The 14,048-nt window shown below is 76.0% G+C and carries 11 protein-coding genes; all 11 read left to right on the top strand.

From position 1 onward, the window contains the following. Window positions 1-145: 145 nt before the first annotated feature. The 11 genes from SGUI_RS05515 to SGUI_RS05465 are packed head-to-tail and all read left to right on the top strand — an operon-like array spanning window position 146 to window position 14,043. Window positions 146-1,834 carry a S8/S53 family peptidase gene (locus tag SGUI_RS05515; protein ID WP_066637296.1) on the top strand — a complete coding sequence of 563 codons (1,689 nt, stop codon included), beginning with the start codon at window positions 146-148 and terminating at the stop codon, window positions 1,832-1,834. Next, window positions 1,828-2,436, top strand: a complete 609-nt coding sequence (locus SGUI_RS05510; RefSeq protein ID WP_083190517.1) for an RNA polymerase sigma factor — start codon at window positions 1,828-1,830, stop codon at window positions 2,434-2,436. The genes SGUI_RS05515 and SGUI_RS05510 overlap by 7 nt, the downstream gene beginning before the upstream one ends. Continuing rightward, entirely contained in the window at window positions 2,433-2,918 is a 486-nt protein-coding gene (locus SGUI_RS05505; protein WP_066637295.1) for a hypothetical protein, read from the top strand. Before SGUI_RS05510 ends, SGUI_RS05505 begins: the two co-directional genes overlap by 4 nt. A 1-nt stretch (window position 2,919) precedes the next feature. Beyond that, window positions 2,920-5,508, top strand: coding sequence for a CHAT domain-containing protein (locus SGUI_RS05500; protein WP_066637293.1), 2,589 nt, complete (start codon window positions 2,920-2,922; stop codon window positions 5,506-5,508). A gap of 19 nt (window positions 5,509-5,527) precedes the next feature. Further along, a complete protein-coding gene (mreB, locus tag SGUI_RS05495) occupies window positions 5,528-6,583 on the top strand; it encodes a rod shape-determining protein (protein ID WP_066637291.1) in 1,056 nt (351 codons plus the stop codon). Further along, the gene (gene mreC, locus SGUI_RS05490) at window positions 6,583-7,380 is read left to right on the top strand and encodes a rod shape-determining protein MreC (RefSeq protein ID WP_066637288.1); all 798 of its coding nucleotides are present in this window, start codon (window positions 6,583-6,585) and stop codon (window positions 7,378-7,380) included. The genes mreB and mreC overlap by 1 nt, the downstream gene beginning before the upstream one ends. Next, on the top strand, window positions 7,377-7,862 hold the full coding sequence (locus tag SGUI_RS05485; RefSeq protein WP_066637285.1) for a hypothetical protein: 486 nt from the start codon (window positions 7,377-7,379) through the stop codon (window positions 7,860-7,862). Before mreC ends, SGUI_RS05485 begins: the two co-directional genes overlap by 4 nt. Further along, window positions 7,859-9,937 carry a penicillin-binding protein 2 gene (mrdA, locus tag SGUI_RS05480; RefSeq protein ID WP_237141459.1) on the top strand — a complete coding sequence of 693 codons (2,079 nt, stop codon included), beginning with the start codon at window positions 7,859-7,861 and terminating at the stop codon, window positions 9,935-9,937. The genes SGUI_RS05485 and mrdA overlap by 4 nt, the downstream gene beginning before the upstream one ends. Beyond that, complete coding sequence (locus tag SGUI_RS05475) at window positions 9,934-10,464, top strand: GNAT family N-acetyltransferase (protein WP_066637283.1); 531 nt, start codon at window positions 9,934-9,936, stop codon at window positions 10,462-10,464. The genes mrdA and SGUI_RS05475 overlap by 4 nt, the downstream gene beginning before the upstream one ends. 41 nt (window positions 10,465-10,505) lie before the next feature. Further along, a complete protein-coding gene (gene ppc / locus SGUI_RS05470) occupies window positions 10,506-13,301 on the top strand; it encodes a phosphoenolpyruvate carboxylase (protein ID WP_066637281.1) in 2,796 nt (931 codons plus the stop codon). Between the two features lie 55 nt (window positions 13,302-13,356). Then, entirely contained in the window at window positions 13,357-14,043 is a 687-nt protein-coding gene (locus SGUI_RS05465; protein ID WP_066637279.1) for a PepSY domain-containing protein, read from the top strand. Window positions 14,044-14,048: the final 5 nt, after the last annotated feature.

Here is a 14,048-nt window from a genome sequence, read left to right as displayed (position 1 = left end):
CCGCCACTCTGGCGCGGGGTCCCGGCCCCGGCAACCGCCCGCGCACGTCACGATCCGATGTATCTGCGGGGCGAGGGGCTGCTCTGAGGGTCACCTGACCCCTAGGCTGGGTCTCGTAGGGGACCGAGCCGGCCAAGGAGGCCTGATGCCCCACCGCGACGCCGTCGAGCTCACCCTCCCCTCCGCCTTGCTGCGCCGCCACGACGCCAGACTGCTGGACCCCTCGACCGCCGCCCGCGAGACCACCCGCGACGGTGCGGGGCTGCAGGCGCCGTCGGCGACGGCATACCGCAACAGCCGGCTGCTCGTCACCGGGCTGCTGGGCCTCTCCGCGGTGGACCGCATCGGCGAGCTGGAGCGGGTCCTGCGCGAGGCAGGGTTCGACGTCTCCCTGCGTCCCGACGCCGCCGACGAGGCCTTCACCCGGTGGCTGCTGCTCGCGGTGGAGACCGGCGCCGAGGACGGGGCCGGCAAGGAGTTCGAGCGGGTGCGCAGCACACCGCTGGGCCCCGAGGACACGGTGACCCGCGTCGACCCCGGGCTGCGGGTGGGCGCCCTCAGCGCCCGGGAGCTGGACGCGGGGTATGCCTCCCGCGTCTTCGTCGTGCCGGGCAGCGGCACCCGGGAGCCGGACCCCTGGGCGCTGCTGCTGGCGGCGCGGGCGGCGGGCCTGGAGGACGTGGACCTGGAGCACCTCGTCCTCCCGGGGACGGGCGGTCTCTACTGGGGCGGCCAGACCGGCGGTCTCTACTGGGGCGGGCAGACGGGCGGTCTCTACTGGGGCGGCCAGGGCGGGGTGCCCGGCGTGACCCCCGACCGGACGCCGGTCCAGCTGGCGCTGCCCGACCCGACGAGGAAGGCGCGGGGCAGGCGCGCCCCGGTCGTCGTCGTCCCGGACACGGGCCTGGGGAAGCACCCGTGGTTCGACCACGGCGACCTGGCCGCCGAGCGCCGCTCGCTCCTGGGCTGGCCCGTGCTCCCGGACGGGGAGCCCGACCCGTGGCCCGAGGGCGACGGGGTCTACGACGAGCTCACCGGGGGGCTGGACCTGCTGTCCGGGCACGGGACCTTCATCGCCGGCATCGTGCGGCAGTGCGCCCCGGACGCCCGGATCGTCGCGCTGCCGGTGCTGGACTCCGCGGGGCTGGCGGCGGAGCATGACGTCGTCCGCACGCTGGCGGTCCTGCTCGTCCTGCACACCCTCGGCCAGGCACGTGGACGGGACGACTTCGGCGACGCCGGCGGGGTGGTGGACGTGCTGAGCCTGTCCCTGGGCTTCTACCACCAGGACGGGGAGGTGGACCAGCACCCGGTGCGGAGCCTGCTCGAGCTCTACGGGCGCTCCGGGGTCAGCGTCGTGGCCGCGGCCGGCAACCAGGCGACCACGACCCCGATGTACCCCGCCGGGTGGGCGCTGCACGCCGGGTCCTCCCCGGGCCGGACGAAGGGGGTGCCGCTCGTCGGCGTCGGTGCCCTCAACCCGGACCGGTGCTCGGTCGCCCTCTTCGGCAACGCCGGCCCGTGGGTGACGACGCACCGACCGGGCGTCAACGTCGTGAGCACGCTGCCCGTCACCTTCGACGCCTCGGCCCAGCCGGCCCGCAGGGTCGGCACCGCGCGCGGCACCCGGTCGACCCCCGACCCGGACGACCTCCGCGGCGGCTTCGGCGTCTGGAGCGGCACGAGCTTCGCCGCCCCGTGGCTGGCCGGCGAGCTCGCCGACGCCCTGTCCGTGCAGCTGGCCGACGACGACGAGGGTGATGCCCCGGAGGCGCTGCGGGGTCGTGCCCTCCGGTGCCTGCCCGCGTTGCTGAGCGAGGAGGACCGATGCTGACCGAGGACGGGCCGGAGACCGGGGTGCAGGGGGACCCGCCGTCGCTGGGTGACCGCGCCGGCGCCTGCTTCCACCGCTACCGCGAGGGCCAGGACCAGGCCCTGGGCGAGCTCGTGGAGCTGGCGACCCCCTTGCTGTGGAACGTCGCGCGTGCCCACGGCTGCGACCGGGAGGCCGCCGAGGATGTCGTCCAGGACGTCTGGATCCGCCTCGTGGACCGCGCCGCGGACATCCGGGAGAGCGGGGCCGTGCTGGGCTGGCTCGTTATCGCCGTCAAGCGGGAGAGCTGGCGCACCGCCCGGGTGGCGCGCCGCACGTCCTACGACCCGACCGGGACGGTCGACCCCGGCGGGACCGAGGCCGGCCCCGAGGCGGCCACCATCCTCACCGAGCGTCAGCAGCTGCTGTGGGGTGCCGTCCACGACCTCTCCGAGCGGTGCCGGCAGCTGCTGCGCATCGTCGCCTTCTGCGACCGCCCCGACTACGACGAGGTCTCGGCGGCGCTGGGTATGCCGAGGGGGAGCATCGGGCCCACCCGCGGCCGGTGCCTGGACAAGCTGCGGCGGTCGCTGGCCGCCGACGAGAGGTGGGAGGACCGATGACCGACGACGACCGTGGGCTGGCGCCCCTCGACGGCTCCGACGTCGCGCTATTGCACGAGCTGCGCGAGACGTTCGACCGGCTCGACCCCGCCCCGGCGGGGCTCACCGACCGGATCGCCTTCGCCCTGACCGTGCACGCGCTGCAGGCCGAGGTCGCCGAGCTCACCCGGCGACCGATGGCGCTCACCCGGGGCGAGGAGGCCCACGACGAGCCGGACCAGGCGATGACCGTGACCTTCAGCACCGAGAGCGTGAGCATCATGGTCACGGTGAGCCCGCTGGGCGACGGTACGGCGCGGGTCGACGGCTGGCTCACCTGCGAGGTGCCCGAGGTCGAGCTGGCCCGCCCGGACGGGCGCGGCGAGCGCGCCGAGGTCCAGGAGGGGCGCTTCGTCTTCGCCGCGGTGAGCACGGGCCCGGCCTACCTCGTGGTGCACCCGGTGGGTCACCGCACCGTCCTGACCCCCACGTTCACCATCTGACGTGGATCGCCAGGCCCCGGCACGGGCGTCGCCGTCGGCGGCGGCGCGCTACGACGCGGGCCGACAGGCCAACCTCGCCGGGCGGCCCGCGGAGGGGGAGCGGCTGCTGCGCAGCGCCCTGCGCTCGCTGGACCACCACGAGGGACCGGTGCCGGGGCTGGAGTCGGTGCGCGGGGGCGTGGCCGGGGCGCCCGAGGCGCGGGTCCGGGTCCTGCTGTCGCTGAGCACCTCCCTGGTGCAGCGGCACGGTGCCGGGCCCGCGCTCGAGGTCGCGACGAGCGCGCTGCACCTGGCCGAGGGGCCGCTGCTCGGACGGGAGGAGCAGGCGCTGCTCGTGACGAAGTGCCGGCTCCAGCTGGCGATGATCCACGGTCGGACCGGCCAGACCGACGCGGCGCTGGCCCACCTGGACCGGGCGATGTCCTCCTTCGACCGGCTGGAGCCCCGGGACCGCTTCGCGCTGCTCCTGTCCCGCGGCGCGGCGCGCACCGACAGCCACGACCCCCGCCGGGCCGAGGCGGACTTCACCCGCGCCGCCGACCTCGCCCACGAGCAGGGTCTGGCGACCGAGGAGTTCATGGCGCGGCACAACCTCGCCCAGGCCGTCGCCCTGCAGGGGGACCTGCCGCGGGCGCTGCGTCTCTTCCGCGACATCGAGCGGCTGGGTGGCGGGATGTCCGCCTCCGCGGCGGTCGCCCTGCACGGCCGCGCCCTGACCCTCCTGGACGCCGGGCTCGTCGCCGAGGCACGGGAGATGCTGCAGCGAGCGGCGACCGAGGCGGGGCGGACGGGCGAGCGGCTGGTCGAGGGCGAGATCCGGGCCGACCTCGCCCTCGCGGAGCTCGTCGACGGGGACGACGTGGCGGCGGCGCGCACCGCGGTGGGGGCGCGCCGGTCGCTCGCGGGCCGCGCACCAGGCGTCCGCCGGCGCGCGGAGCTGGTGCTCCTGGACGCCCACCGGCGACGCGGCCGGCGGCTCGCGGAGGTGGTCCGCCGCGGCCAGGGCCTGGTCGCCGCCTTCGACCGCGACGGCGACCACGTGGCGGCCGACCTCGCCCGGCTGGTGGTGGCCGAGACGGAGGTGGACCGGCAGCGGGCGGGAGAGGCCGTGCGGCTCCTGCGGGCGACCGCCGACCTCACCCACGTGGGCTCGCTGAGCACCCGGCTGCGCGCCCGCGGGGTCCTCGCCGCCGCGGCCCGGGCGGAGCAGGACCACCCGACGGCACGACGGCACCTGCGCGCGGCGCTCGCCGACCTGACCCGGACCGTGGCCGGCAGCTCCAGCCTGGAGCTGCGGGCCGCCACCCACCACTACGCCCAGGGCCTGGCGTCGCTGGACCTGGCGGTCGCACCGGACCGCTCCCGGGACCGCCTGCTGGCGGTCGAGCGCTGGCGCGAGGCGGCGAGCCGGTCACCGGCGCTCCGGCCGCCCGCCGACCCGGAGCTCGCCCGCCGGACCACGGTGCTGCGGCACCTGCGCCAGCAGGTCCGGGACGACCCCGACCGCGCCGACCGGCTGCGTCCACGGCTGCGCGAGCTCGAGCGGTCGGTGGCGGCGCTGTCGTGGTCTGCGCCCGGCGGCGAGGCCGGGCGCGAGGTCGTCACCCGGGAGCAGCTGGGCCGGTCCCTCGGGACCCTGCGCGAGCGGGACACCTCCCTCGTCTACGTCGTCGAGGCGTCCGGCACGCTCTTCGCCGAGGTCAGCGTGCAGGGGCGGATGCGCACGGTCGAGCTCGGCCCCGCGACCCCCGTCCAGGAGCTGGCCCGGCGGCTGGCGGCGGACCTCGAGACCGGAGCGCGGTCCCACGGCGGACCGATGGAGGAGCTGCTCCAGCGCTCGCTGCGGCGCACCGCCCAGCTCCTCGACGAGGCCACCCTCGCGCCGCTGGGGCTGGACGGGAGGGTGCTGGTCGTGCCGACGCCGGGCCTGGCGGCGGTGCCGTGGGGCGTGCTGCCGAGCCGGTCCGGCCGGCCGACCCCGGTCGCGCCGAGCCTCACGGCCTGGGCGAGACCGGCCACCACCGTCGAGGGTCGCCGCGTCGTGGCCCTGGCCGGACCGGAGCTGGCCCGGGCCCAGGACGAGGTCGCGCGCGTGGCCGACGCCTGGGGCGGCACCCGGGCGACCTCCCTGGGGGAGGCCGGCGCCGCGGACCTGGCGGCCGCGCTGGGCGGGGCCGACGTCGTCCACGTCGCGGCGCACGGGCGGCACCGGGACGACAGCCCGCTCTTCTCCTCCCTGTGGCTCGCCGACGGTCCCTACTTCCTCGCCGACCTGGAGCGCGAGAGCCGGCGCGCCAGCCACGTCGTGCTCTCCGCCTGCGACTCCGGACGCTCGCGCCACCGGGGCGGCTCGGCCGCCCTCGGCCTCGCGGCCGGCCTGCTCTGGCTGGGCGCCTCCAGCGTGGTCGCCGCGCCGTGCCGCGTGCCGGACGAGGTCGCCGCGGAGCACCTGCCGCGCTACCACCGGCTGCTCGCGGAGGGCATACCGGCGGACGAGGCGCTGAGCCGCGCCGCCGCGCAGGGCCACCCGCTGGCCGGGGCGTTCGTCGCCTGGGGGGCGCCGTGGAGCGCCGCACCGGGCGACCGGTGACGCTGCGTACGATGCCGGGGTGAGCAACGAGGGCGGCCGGCGACCACGCGGGTCCTCGCTGCTCGGCCGGGACCTCGCCGTCGACCTCGGCACCGCCACCACCCAGGTGCACGTGCAGGGGCGCGGGGTGGTGCTCGACGAGCCGACCCTCGTCGCGGTCGACACCGGCACCGGCCGCCTCGTCGCGGCCGGGGCGAGCGCGCACGAGATGCTCGGGCGCACCCCCCAGCACGTCCTCGCCCTGCGCCCCCTCTCCGACGGCGTCATCACCGACGGTGACCTCGCCGAGCAGCTGCTGCGCCACTTCCTGGAGCGGGTGCGCCCCACCCGGCTGGTGCGCCCCCGGACCGTCGTCTGCCTGCCGAGCGGGATCACCGCCGTCGAGCGCCGGGCCCTCGAGGACGCCGCCATGCGGTGCGGCGCCCGACGCGTCTACGCCGTGGAGGAGGCGATGGCGGCCGCCGTCGGTGCGGGCCTCCCGGTCGAGAGCGGCGCGGCCAACATGGTGGTGGACCTCGGCGGGGGGACCACCGACGTGGCGGTGATCAGCTTCGGCGGCGTCGTCAACGCGCGCAGCCTGCGCGTCGGGGGAGAGGAGGTCGACGAGGCGCTGGCCGAGGGGGTGCGCCGGGAGCACGACCTGCTGCTGGGGGAGCGGTCCGCCGAGCAGATCAAGCACCAGGTGGGCTCGGTGTGGCCGGTGGCCGAGAAGCTCACCACCCGGGTGCGGGGCCGGGACCTCAGCACCGGCCTGCCGCGGACGATCGAGCTCGGGAGCGAGGAGGTGCGCCGCATGATCGAGCCCGTCACCGCGCAGGTCGTCGAGGTGGTGCGCTCGGTCCTCGACGTGTGCCCGCCGGAGCTCTCCGGGGACCTGCTCGACACCGGGATCACGCTCACCGGGGGCGGCGCGCTGCTGCGGGGCTGGACCGAGCGGCTCCGGCACGAGCTCGGGGTCCCGGTGCGGTTGGCGCAGGACCCGCAGCTGTCGGTCATCCGTGGGGCGGGTGCCTGCGTGGACGACATGGGCGCGCTGCGCCAGGTCCTCACGCGCCGCCCCGCGATGCAGGCCTGATGCAGCGCCTCACCCTGGTCTCGGTCCTGCTGACGGGGGCGACCGCGGCGGCGCTCGTCGTCGACCTCGCCCGACCGGGCCTCGCCGAGCCGGTGCGGGAGGTGGTGGCGGTGGCCGCCGCCCCGGCGCAACGGGCGCTCGCCGGGTGGGACGACGGAGAGCTGGCGCGGCTGAGCGAGGAGCGCAACGCCCTCGCCGCGGAGGTGGAGCGCCTCGAGGCCCGCGAGCGCGACGTCGTCGAGCTCGAGGCGCTCGCCCGCTCCAGCACGGTGTCCGCGGTGGACCGTCAGCTCCTCCCGGCGCGGGTCGTCGCCTTCGCCCCGGGCAGCTCACCGGTGGGGAGCCGTACGGTCACCCTCGACGTGGGCAGCGAGGACGGGGTGGCGCCGGACCAGACCGTCGTGAGCGTCGACGGCCTGGTGGGGAGGGTGCTGCGCGTCGCCCCCCGCAGCGCGGACGTGCTGCTCCTCGGGGACGCCCAGGTCGTCGTCGGTGTGCGCTTCGGGGCCGAGGGGGCGCTGGGGGACGTGCAGGCCGGCACCCCGCCGGAGCTGCCCCGTCGCGGTCACGGCGAGCTGACGCTCACCGCGCTCGGGGACAGCGAGATCACGGTGGGCGACGAGGTGACCACGCTCGGCAGCCCGGACGACGTCCCGTATGCCGCGGGCATACCGCTCGGGACGGTGACCGCCGTCGACCCCGACCGGGGCCAGCTCGGGCGGACGGCCGTGGTCCGGCCGTACGTCGACACCGACACCCTCGACCTCGTGGCCGTCGTCCTGGGGGAGGGGCGGTGATCCGCCTCCTGGGCCCGACGGTGCGCGCGGTGCTGCTGGTCGTCGCCGTCCTGCTGCCGAGCGCCTGGCCGGCCGGGCTGGCGCGCCCCGACCTCGTCCTGCTCGTCGTCGCGGCCGCCGCGCTGCTGCACCGCCCGCAGGTGGGCCTGCTCGTCGGGCTGGCCGGGGGCTGGCTCGTCGACCTCGTCCCGCCCGGCGGGGAGCCGCTGGGGGCCAGCGCGCTCAGCTACGCCGCCGTTGGCCTCGGCCTCGGGTGGGCGCGGCGCGCCCTCGTGGTCTCCCCACTCCTGCCGTGGGTGGCGACCGGGGTCGCCGTCGCCCTCGTGCTCGGGGTCCGCGGGGTGAGCGCGGCCGCCGGGCTCGGGCGGGCGCTGCCGGCGGAGCTGGCCTGGTCGTGGGTGGTCACCATGCTCGTCGCCGTGCTCGTGCTGCCGGTGCTCATGTCCCTGGAGCGCTGGATGTCGGTCCGGGGGTGGGCATGAGCACGCCCGGTCCCCGCCGGGGCCGCCCCGGCACCGTGCGGGTGCCCCGGCCCACGGTCACGCCGCCCCGGGTCCGTCGTCGCCGCTCGACGAGGCCGCTGTGGGCCGCGGTCGTCGTCGTGCTCCTGCTCGGCGGGGTCCTCGTCGGACGCCTCGGGCAGGTCCAGCTGGCCCGGCACGAGCAGCTCGCGACCCAGGCCGCGGAGGTGAGCACCCGGGAGATCCTCACCCCCGCCCTGCGCGGCCGCGTCCTGGCCGCGGACGGCACCCCGGTCGTGGGCAACACCGCCAGCTCGGTCGTGACCGTCGACCCCCAGGTGCTGCTCGAGGCCGAGGACGGCGGGCGGGCGCTCGTCGCCTCCGTCGCCGCCGCGCTCCGGCTCCCGGAGGAGGAGCTGTGGGGCCGCACCCGGCTGTGCGGCACGCAGGACGCCCCCGCGGTGCCCTTCTGCTTCAGCGGGTCGCCCTACCTGCCGGTCCCCCTGGTCTATGACGTCGACCCGGTCGACGCGCTCGCCCTGCTGGAGCGGCCCGAGCGCTACCCCGGCGTGCAGGTGGACAGCGTCCCGGTGCGCGCCTACCCCGGCCCCGAGGGCATCAACGCCGCGCACCTCGTCGGCTACCTGGGACGGGTCACCGCGGAGGAGCTCGAGCAGGCGGACGGCGACCTGGACGCCGAGGCGTGGCTGGGCCGCGCGGGCCTGGAGGCGGTCTACGACGAGGGCCTGCGGGGCACGCCGGGACGGACCACAGTGACCGTCGACCCCCGCGGGGTGGTCACCGGCACCCTCGACCGCACCGACCCGGTGCAGGGGGCCGACCTGCGGACCCACCTCGACGTCGAGGTCCAGGCCGCGAGCGAGACCGCCCTCGTCGAGGCGGTGCGGGCGGCGCGCCGGGCCGGCGCGCCCGCCACGAGCGGGGCCGCGGTCGTGCTCCGCCCGGACACCGGCGCCGTCGTCGCCGCGGCCAGCTTCCCCACCTACGACCCGGGGATCTGGACGCGCGGGGTCAGCGCCGGGGAGTACGAGCGGCTGCTCGACCCCGACCGCGGGGCGCCGCTGGTCGACCGGGTCATCGGCGAGACCTTCCCGCCCGCCTCGACCTTCAAGGTGGTCAGCCTCCCGGCGGCGCTGCAGACCGGCATCGACCCCGAGGGCGAGTATGCCTGCCCCGGCGCGGTCTCCATCGCCGGCCAGCGCTTCACCAACTACGAGTCCGAGGCCTACGGCGAGATCGACCTGCCGCGCATCCTCGAGGTCTCCTGCGACACGACGTTCTACCGGTGGGCCTACGACCAGTGGCGCTCTTTAGGCGGGCTGGACGGCGGCGTGGAGGCCGACTCCCGGGACCGTTTCCTCGCGGTGGCCCGCGGCTTCGGGCTGGGGCAGCGCACCGGGGTGGACCTACCCGGGGAGGAGGCAGGCACGCTGCCCTCGCGGGCCTGGAAGCAGGAGTACTGGGAGTCCACCCGCGAGGAGACCTGCCGCCGCGCGGACGAGGGCTACCCGGGGGTGGAGGACGAGGAGCGCCGCGAGTTCCTCGAGCAGCTCGCCCGGGAGAACTGCGTGGACGGTGGCCAGTGGCGCCCGGGGGACGCCGCCAACTTCTCCATCGGGCAGGGCGACGTGGCGACCACCCCGCTGCAGATGGCCGTCGTCTACGCCGCGGTCGCCAACGGCGGCCGCCTGGTCACCCCGCAGCTGGCCGACGCGCTGGTGCGGGCCGACGGCACCGTCGTGGAGGACCTGGAGCTGCCCGACCAGGGCAGCGTGTCCCTCGACGACGAGACCTGGCAGATCCTGCACTCCGGGCTGGAGGCCGTCACGACGGGCGGCACCGCCGCCGGTGCCTTCGCGGGCTGGCCGATGGAGGCCTACCCGGTCGCCGGCAAGACCGGTTCGGCCGAGTCCTTCGGCCAGGATCCGACGTCGTGGTTCGCCTCCTACGGGCCGGTGGAGGACCCGGAGTACGTCGTGCTCGTCGTCGTCGAGCAGGGCGGCATCGGCTCCGACGTCGCGGCGCCCGCGGCCCGCGCCATCTGGGAGACGCTGCGTGCGCAGGAGGAACGATGAGCTGGTCAGCACCGGAGCGGGTCACGGTCCGCGACGCCGAGGCCCGCGACGCGGCGGGGTGCGCGGCGATCTACGCCCCCTACGTCCGCGAGACCGCGCTCACCTTCGAGACCGACCCGCCGGACGGCGCCGAGCTCGCCCGCCGCATCGCCGCCGCCCAGCAGCGGCACGCGTGGCTGGTCGCCGAGCGGGACGGGTCGCTGCTGGGGTATGCCTACGCCGGCTCCTACCGGCCGCGCCGCGCCTACGCACGGACCGCCGAGACCAGCGTCTACCTCGCGCACGGGCTGGGCGGCCAGGGGATCGGCGCCCACCTCTACCGCGCGCTGCTGGACCGGCTGCGCGAGCTCGGCTACGGCACGGCGGTGGCCGGGTTGACGCCGCCCAACCCCGGCAGCGCCGCCCTGCACCGCTCCCTCGGCTTCGCGCAGGTGGGCTCCTTCACCCGGGTGGGCCGCAAGTTCGGCCGGTGGCACGGGTGCGACTGGTGGGAGCTGGCGCTGGCCGAGGAGGTCGCGGAGCCCTGATCGGGTTCGGGGCGGGGTCCAGGTTGCCGTAGGGTCGGGACGTGAGCGATGCGACGTCCACCGACCCCATCAGCCCCGAGCTCCGCGCCGACGTCCGGCGGGTCTCCACCCTCCTCGGCCAGGCCCTCGTCCGGCACCACGGCCAGGACCTCCTGGACACCGTCGAGGAGGTGCGGCTCACCGCCAAGGCCAGCAAGGAGGGGGACGAGCAGGCCGCCGCCGACGTCCGCCGGGTGCTCTCCGGGCTCCCCCTGGACCAGGCGACCGACCTGGTCCGGGCGTTCTCGGCATACTTCCACCTCGCGAACGCCGCCGAGCAGGTCCACCGCGTGCGCACCCACGCCGCCCGCCCCGAGGAGGAGGGCTGGCTGACCTCCGCGGTGCGTGACGTCGTCGAGCACGGCGGCCCCGAGCTGCTCGCGAGCAGCGTCGCCGAGCTGGACATGCGCCCGGTCTTCACCGCGCACCCGACCGAGGCGTCACGGCGCAGCGTGCTGACCAAGATCCGGCACCTGTCCGACCTGCTCGCCACGACCACCGAGCCCGACACGCAGGCCCGGCGCCGCCAGGACCGGGAGCTCGGCGAGCTGGTCGACCTCATCTGGCAGACCGACGAGCTGCGGCAGAACCGCCCGACCCCGCTCGACGAGGCGCGCAACGCGATGTACTACCTGGACGAGGTGCTCACCACCACCATGCCCGCGCTGCTGGGCCACCTGTCCGACCTGCTCGCCGAGCAGGACGTGCGCATGGACGCCTCCCGACCGCCGCTGCGCTTCGGCAGCTGGATCGGCGGGGACCGGGACGGCAACCCGTTCGTCACGCCAGCGGTGACCCGCGAGGTGCTCAGGCTGCAGGGGTCGCACGCCATCAAGGTGGCGCTGGCCCTCGTCGACGTGCTCATCTCCCAGGTCTCCTCCTCCACCCTCGTCGTCGACGTCGAGCAGGAGCTGCTGGACTCGGTGCAGGAGGACCTCGCGCACCTGCCCGGGCTGGACAAGCGGGTGCTGGAGCTCAACGCCCAGGAGCCCTACCGGCTCAAGCTCACCTGCGTGCGGGCCAAGCTGCTCAACACCCGCCGTCGCCTCGAGGGCGGCACCCCGCACGAGGAGGGTCGCGACTACGCCTCGACGGACGAGATCGTCGCCGACCTGCAGGTGGTCGCCGACTCGCTGCGCCGGCACGGCGGGGAGCTCGTCGCGGACGGGCGCCTGGCGCACGCGACCCAGACCATCGCCGCGACCGGGCTGCACCTCGCGACGCTCGACGTGCGCGAGCACTCCGAGAAGCACCACGAGGCGCTCGCGCCCATGCTCGACGCGGCCGGTGCCGCGGGCGAGGCGGGCTACGACGCGCTGGACCGGGAGGCCCGGCTGGAGCTGCTGGGCGACGAGCTCGGCTCGCGCCGCCCGCTGCTCACCCGCGCCGCCCCCCGGGAGCAGACGCTGGCGGTCTTCGACGAGCTCCGGGAGGCCGTGGCGACCTACGGCGAGGACGTCGTCGAGACCTACATCATCTCCATGACCCAGGGACCGGACGACGTGCTCGCCGCCGCCGTGCTGGCGCGCGAGGCCGGGCTGGTCGACCTGCACGGGGACTCCGGTGGCGAGGGGGCCTTCGCGCTCGTCGGGTTCGCCCCCCTGCTCGAGACCATCGACGAGCTGCGTGGTGCCGCCGCGCTGGTCGACTCGATGCTGTCCACCCCGGCATACCGCGAGCTGGTGCGCCTGCGCGGGGACGTGCAGGAGGTCATGCTCGGCTACTCCGACTCCAACAAGCAGGCCGGGGTGCTCACCAGCCAGTGGGGCATCCACCAGGCGCAGCGGGCGCTGCGCGACGTGGCCGCCAAGCACGGGGTGCGGCTGCGGCTCTTCCACGGCCGCGGCGGGTCGGTCGGCCGCGGCGGCGGGCCGACCTACGACGCGATCCTGGCCCAGCCCAACGGCGTGCTCGAGGGAGAGATCAAGTTCACCGAGCAGGGCGAGGTCATCTCCGACAAGTACTCCCTGCCCGCGCTCGCGCAGGAGAACCTCGAGCTGTCCCTGGCCGCGGTGCTCCGGGCCTCCGCGCTGCACCGCGACCCGCGGACCACGGCCGAGGAGCGGGAGCGCTACGACACGGTCATGGACGTCACCAGCGACGCCGCCTTCGCGGCGTACCGGAGCCTCATCGACGACGAGGACCTGCCGGCCTACTTCGTCGCGGCGACCCCGGTCGACCAGCTCGGCGCGCTCAACATCGGCAGCCGGCCCAGCAAGCGACCGGACACCGGCAAGGGGCTGGAGGGGCTGCGCGCCATCCCGTGGGTCTTCGGGTGGACGCAGACGCGGCAGATCGTCCCCGGCTGGTTCGGCGTGGGGTCGGGGCTGCGGGCGGCGCGCGAGGCCGGGCACGGCGAGGCGCTGCACGACATGCTGGAGCACTGGCACTTCTTCCGCTCGGTCATCTCCAACGTCGAGATGACCGTGGCCAAGACCGACCTGGGGATCGCGGCGCACTACGTCGACACGCTCGTGCCGACCGAGCTGCGGCACGTCTTCGACACGATCCGTGCGGAGTTCGAGCTCACCGTCGCCGAGCTCAAGGAGCTCACCGGCGAGGAGCACCTGCTCGACGACCAGCCGACGCTCAAGCGGACGCTGGCGGTGCGGGACAACTACCTCGACCCGATCTCCTACCTCCAGGTGGAGCTGCTGCGGCGGCTGCGCGACCGCCCGGAGGAGGACGAGGGCGAGGAGGCTGCGGCGGGTGCCGACGAGGAGGAGGTCGACGAGCTGCAGCGGGCGCTGCTCGTCACGGTCAACGGCGTCGCGGCAGGTCTGCGCAACACCGGCTGATCATGAGAGAGCTCTCATGAGAAGGCCCCTCATCCGGGGCCTCCACACTGGGAGCATGAACACCTCACGAGCACACCGACGGGGCGCGCTGGCGCTCGCGCTGACCATGACCATCGCCCTGTCCGCCTGCGGCGGCGGGGACACCGCCACCGACACCGACGGCGGGGCCTCCGTGCAGGAGGAGAGCCCCGAGGAGACCACCGACGCCGCGACCGAGGAGATGACCGAGGAGGCGACGACCGAGATGACCGAGGAGGAGACCGAGACCTCCGCCACGGACACCTCGGCCACGGAGTCCTCGTCGGAGGCCGCCGGCCAGGACGGCGGCGACGCGGACCTCGTGGCCGCCGCGCTCGCGGCGATCACGGCGGCCGAGCAGGAGACCGGCGGGACCGCCTACGGCCTCGACGACGCCGACGGCAACGGCGCCTGGGAGGTGGACGTGCGGGTGGACGACCGCTCCGTGGAGGTCCAGGTCGGACCCGACGGCACGGTCGGCCGCACCGAGGACGACGACCTCGACGGTGACGACGCCGCCGGGCTCGACGCGGCGCAGATCAGCCTCGGCGAGGCGGTCGAGGCCGCCCTGGCGGAGGTCGACGGCCGGCTCGACGACGCCTCGCTCGAGGAGGAGGACGGCGAGCACTTCTTCGAGGTGTCGGTCGACCGCACCTCCTCCGGCGACGACGTGGACGTCCTCGTCGACGTGCAGAACGGGGACGTCGTCCGCACCGACAGCTGAGGGTG

The sequence above is a fragment of the Serinicoccus hydrothermalis genome, from assembly GCF_001685415.1.
GTDB classification, from domain to species: Bacteria; Actinomycetota; Actinomycetes; order Actinomycetales; family Dermatophilaceae; genus Ornithinicoccus; species Ornithinicoccus hydrothermalis.
This window is presented reverse-complemented; position numbering and strand designations above follow the sequence as displayed.

Bases quoted from the DNA above. Each gene is read 5' to 3' on its own strand.
- SGUI_RS05510 (WP_083190517.1), top strand. From the start codon at position 1,828: ATGCTGACCGAGGACGGGCCGGAGACCGGGGTGCAGGGGGACCCGCCG.
- SGUI_RS05465 (WP_066637279.1), top strand. From the start codon at position 13,357: ATGAACACCTCACGAGCACACCGACGGGGCGCGCTGGCGCTCGCGCTG.
- mreC (WP_066637288.1), top strand. From the start codon at position 6,583: ATGCAGCGCCTCACCCTGGTCTCGGTCCTGCTGACGGGGGCGACCGCG.
- SGUI_RS05475 (WP_066637283.1), top strand. From the start codon at position 9,934: ATGAGCTGGTCAGCACCGGAGCGGGTCACGGTCCGCGACGCCGAGGCC.
- SGUI_RS05515 (WP_066637296.1), top strand. From the start codon at position 146: ATGCCCCACCGCGACGCCGTCGAGCTCACCCTCCCCTCCGCCTTGCTG.
- mrdA (WP_237141459.1), top strand. From the start codon at position 7,859: ATGAGCACGCCCGGTCCCCGCCGGGGCCGCCCCGGCACCGTGCGGGTG.
- SGUI_RS05505 (WP_066637295.1), top strand. From the start codon at position 2,433: ATGACCGACGACGACCGTGGGCTGGCGCCCCTCGACGGCTCCGACGTC.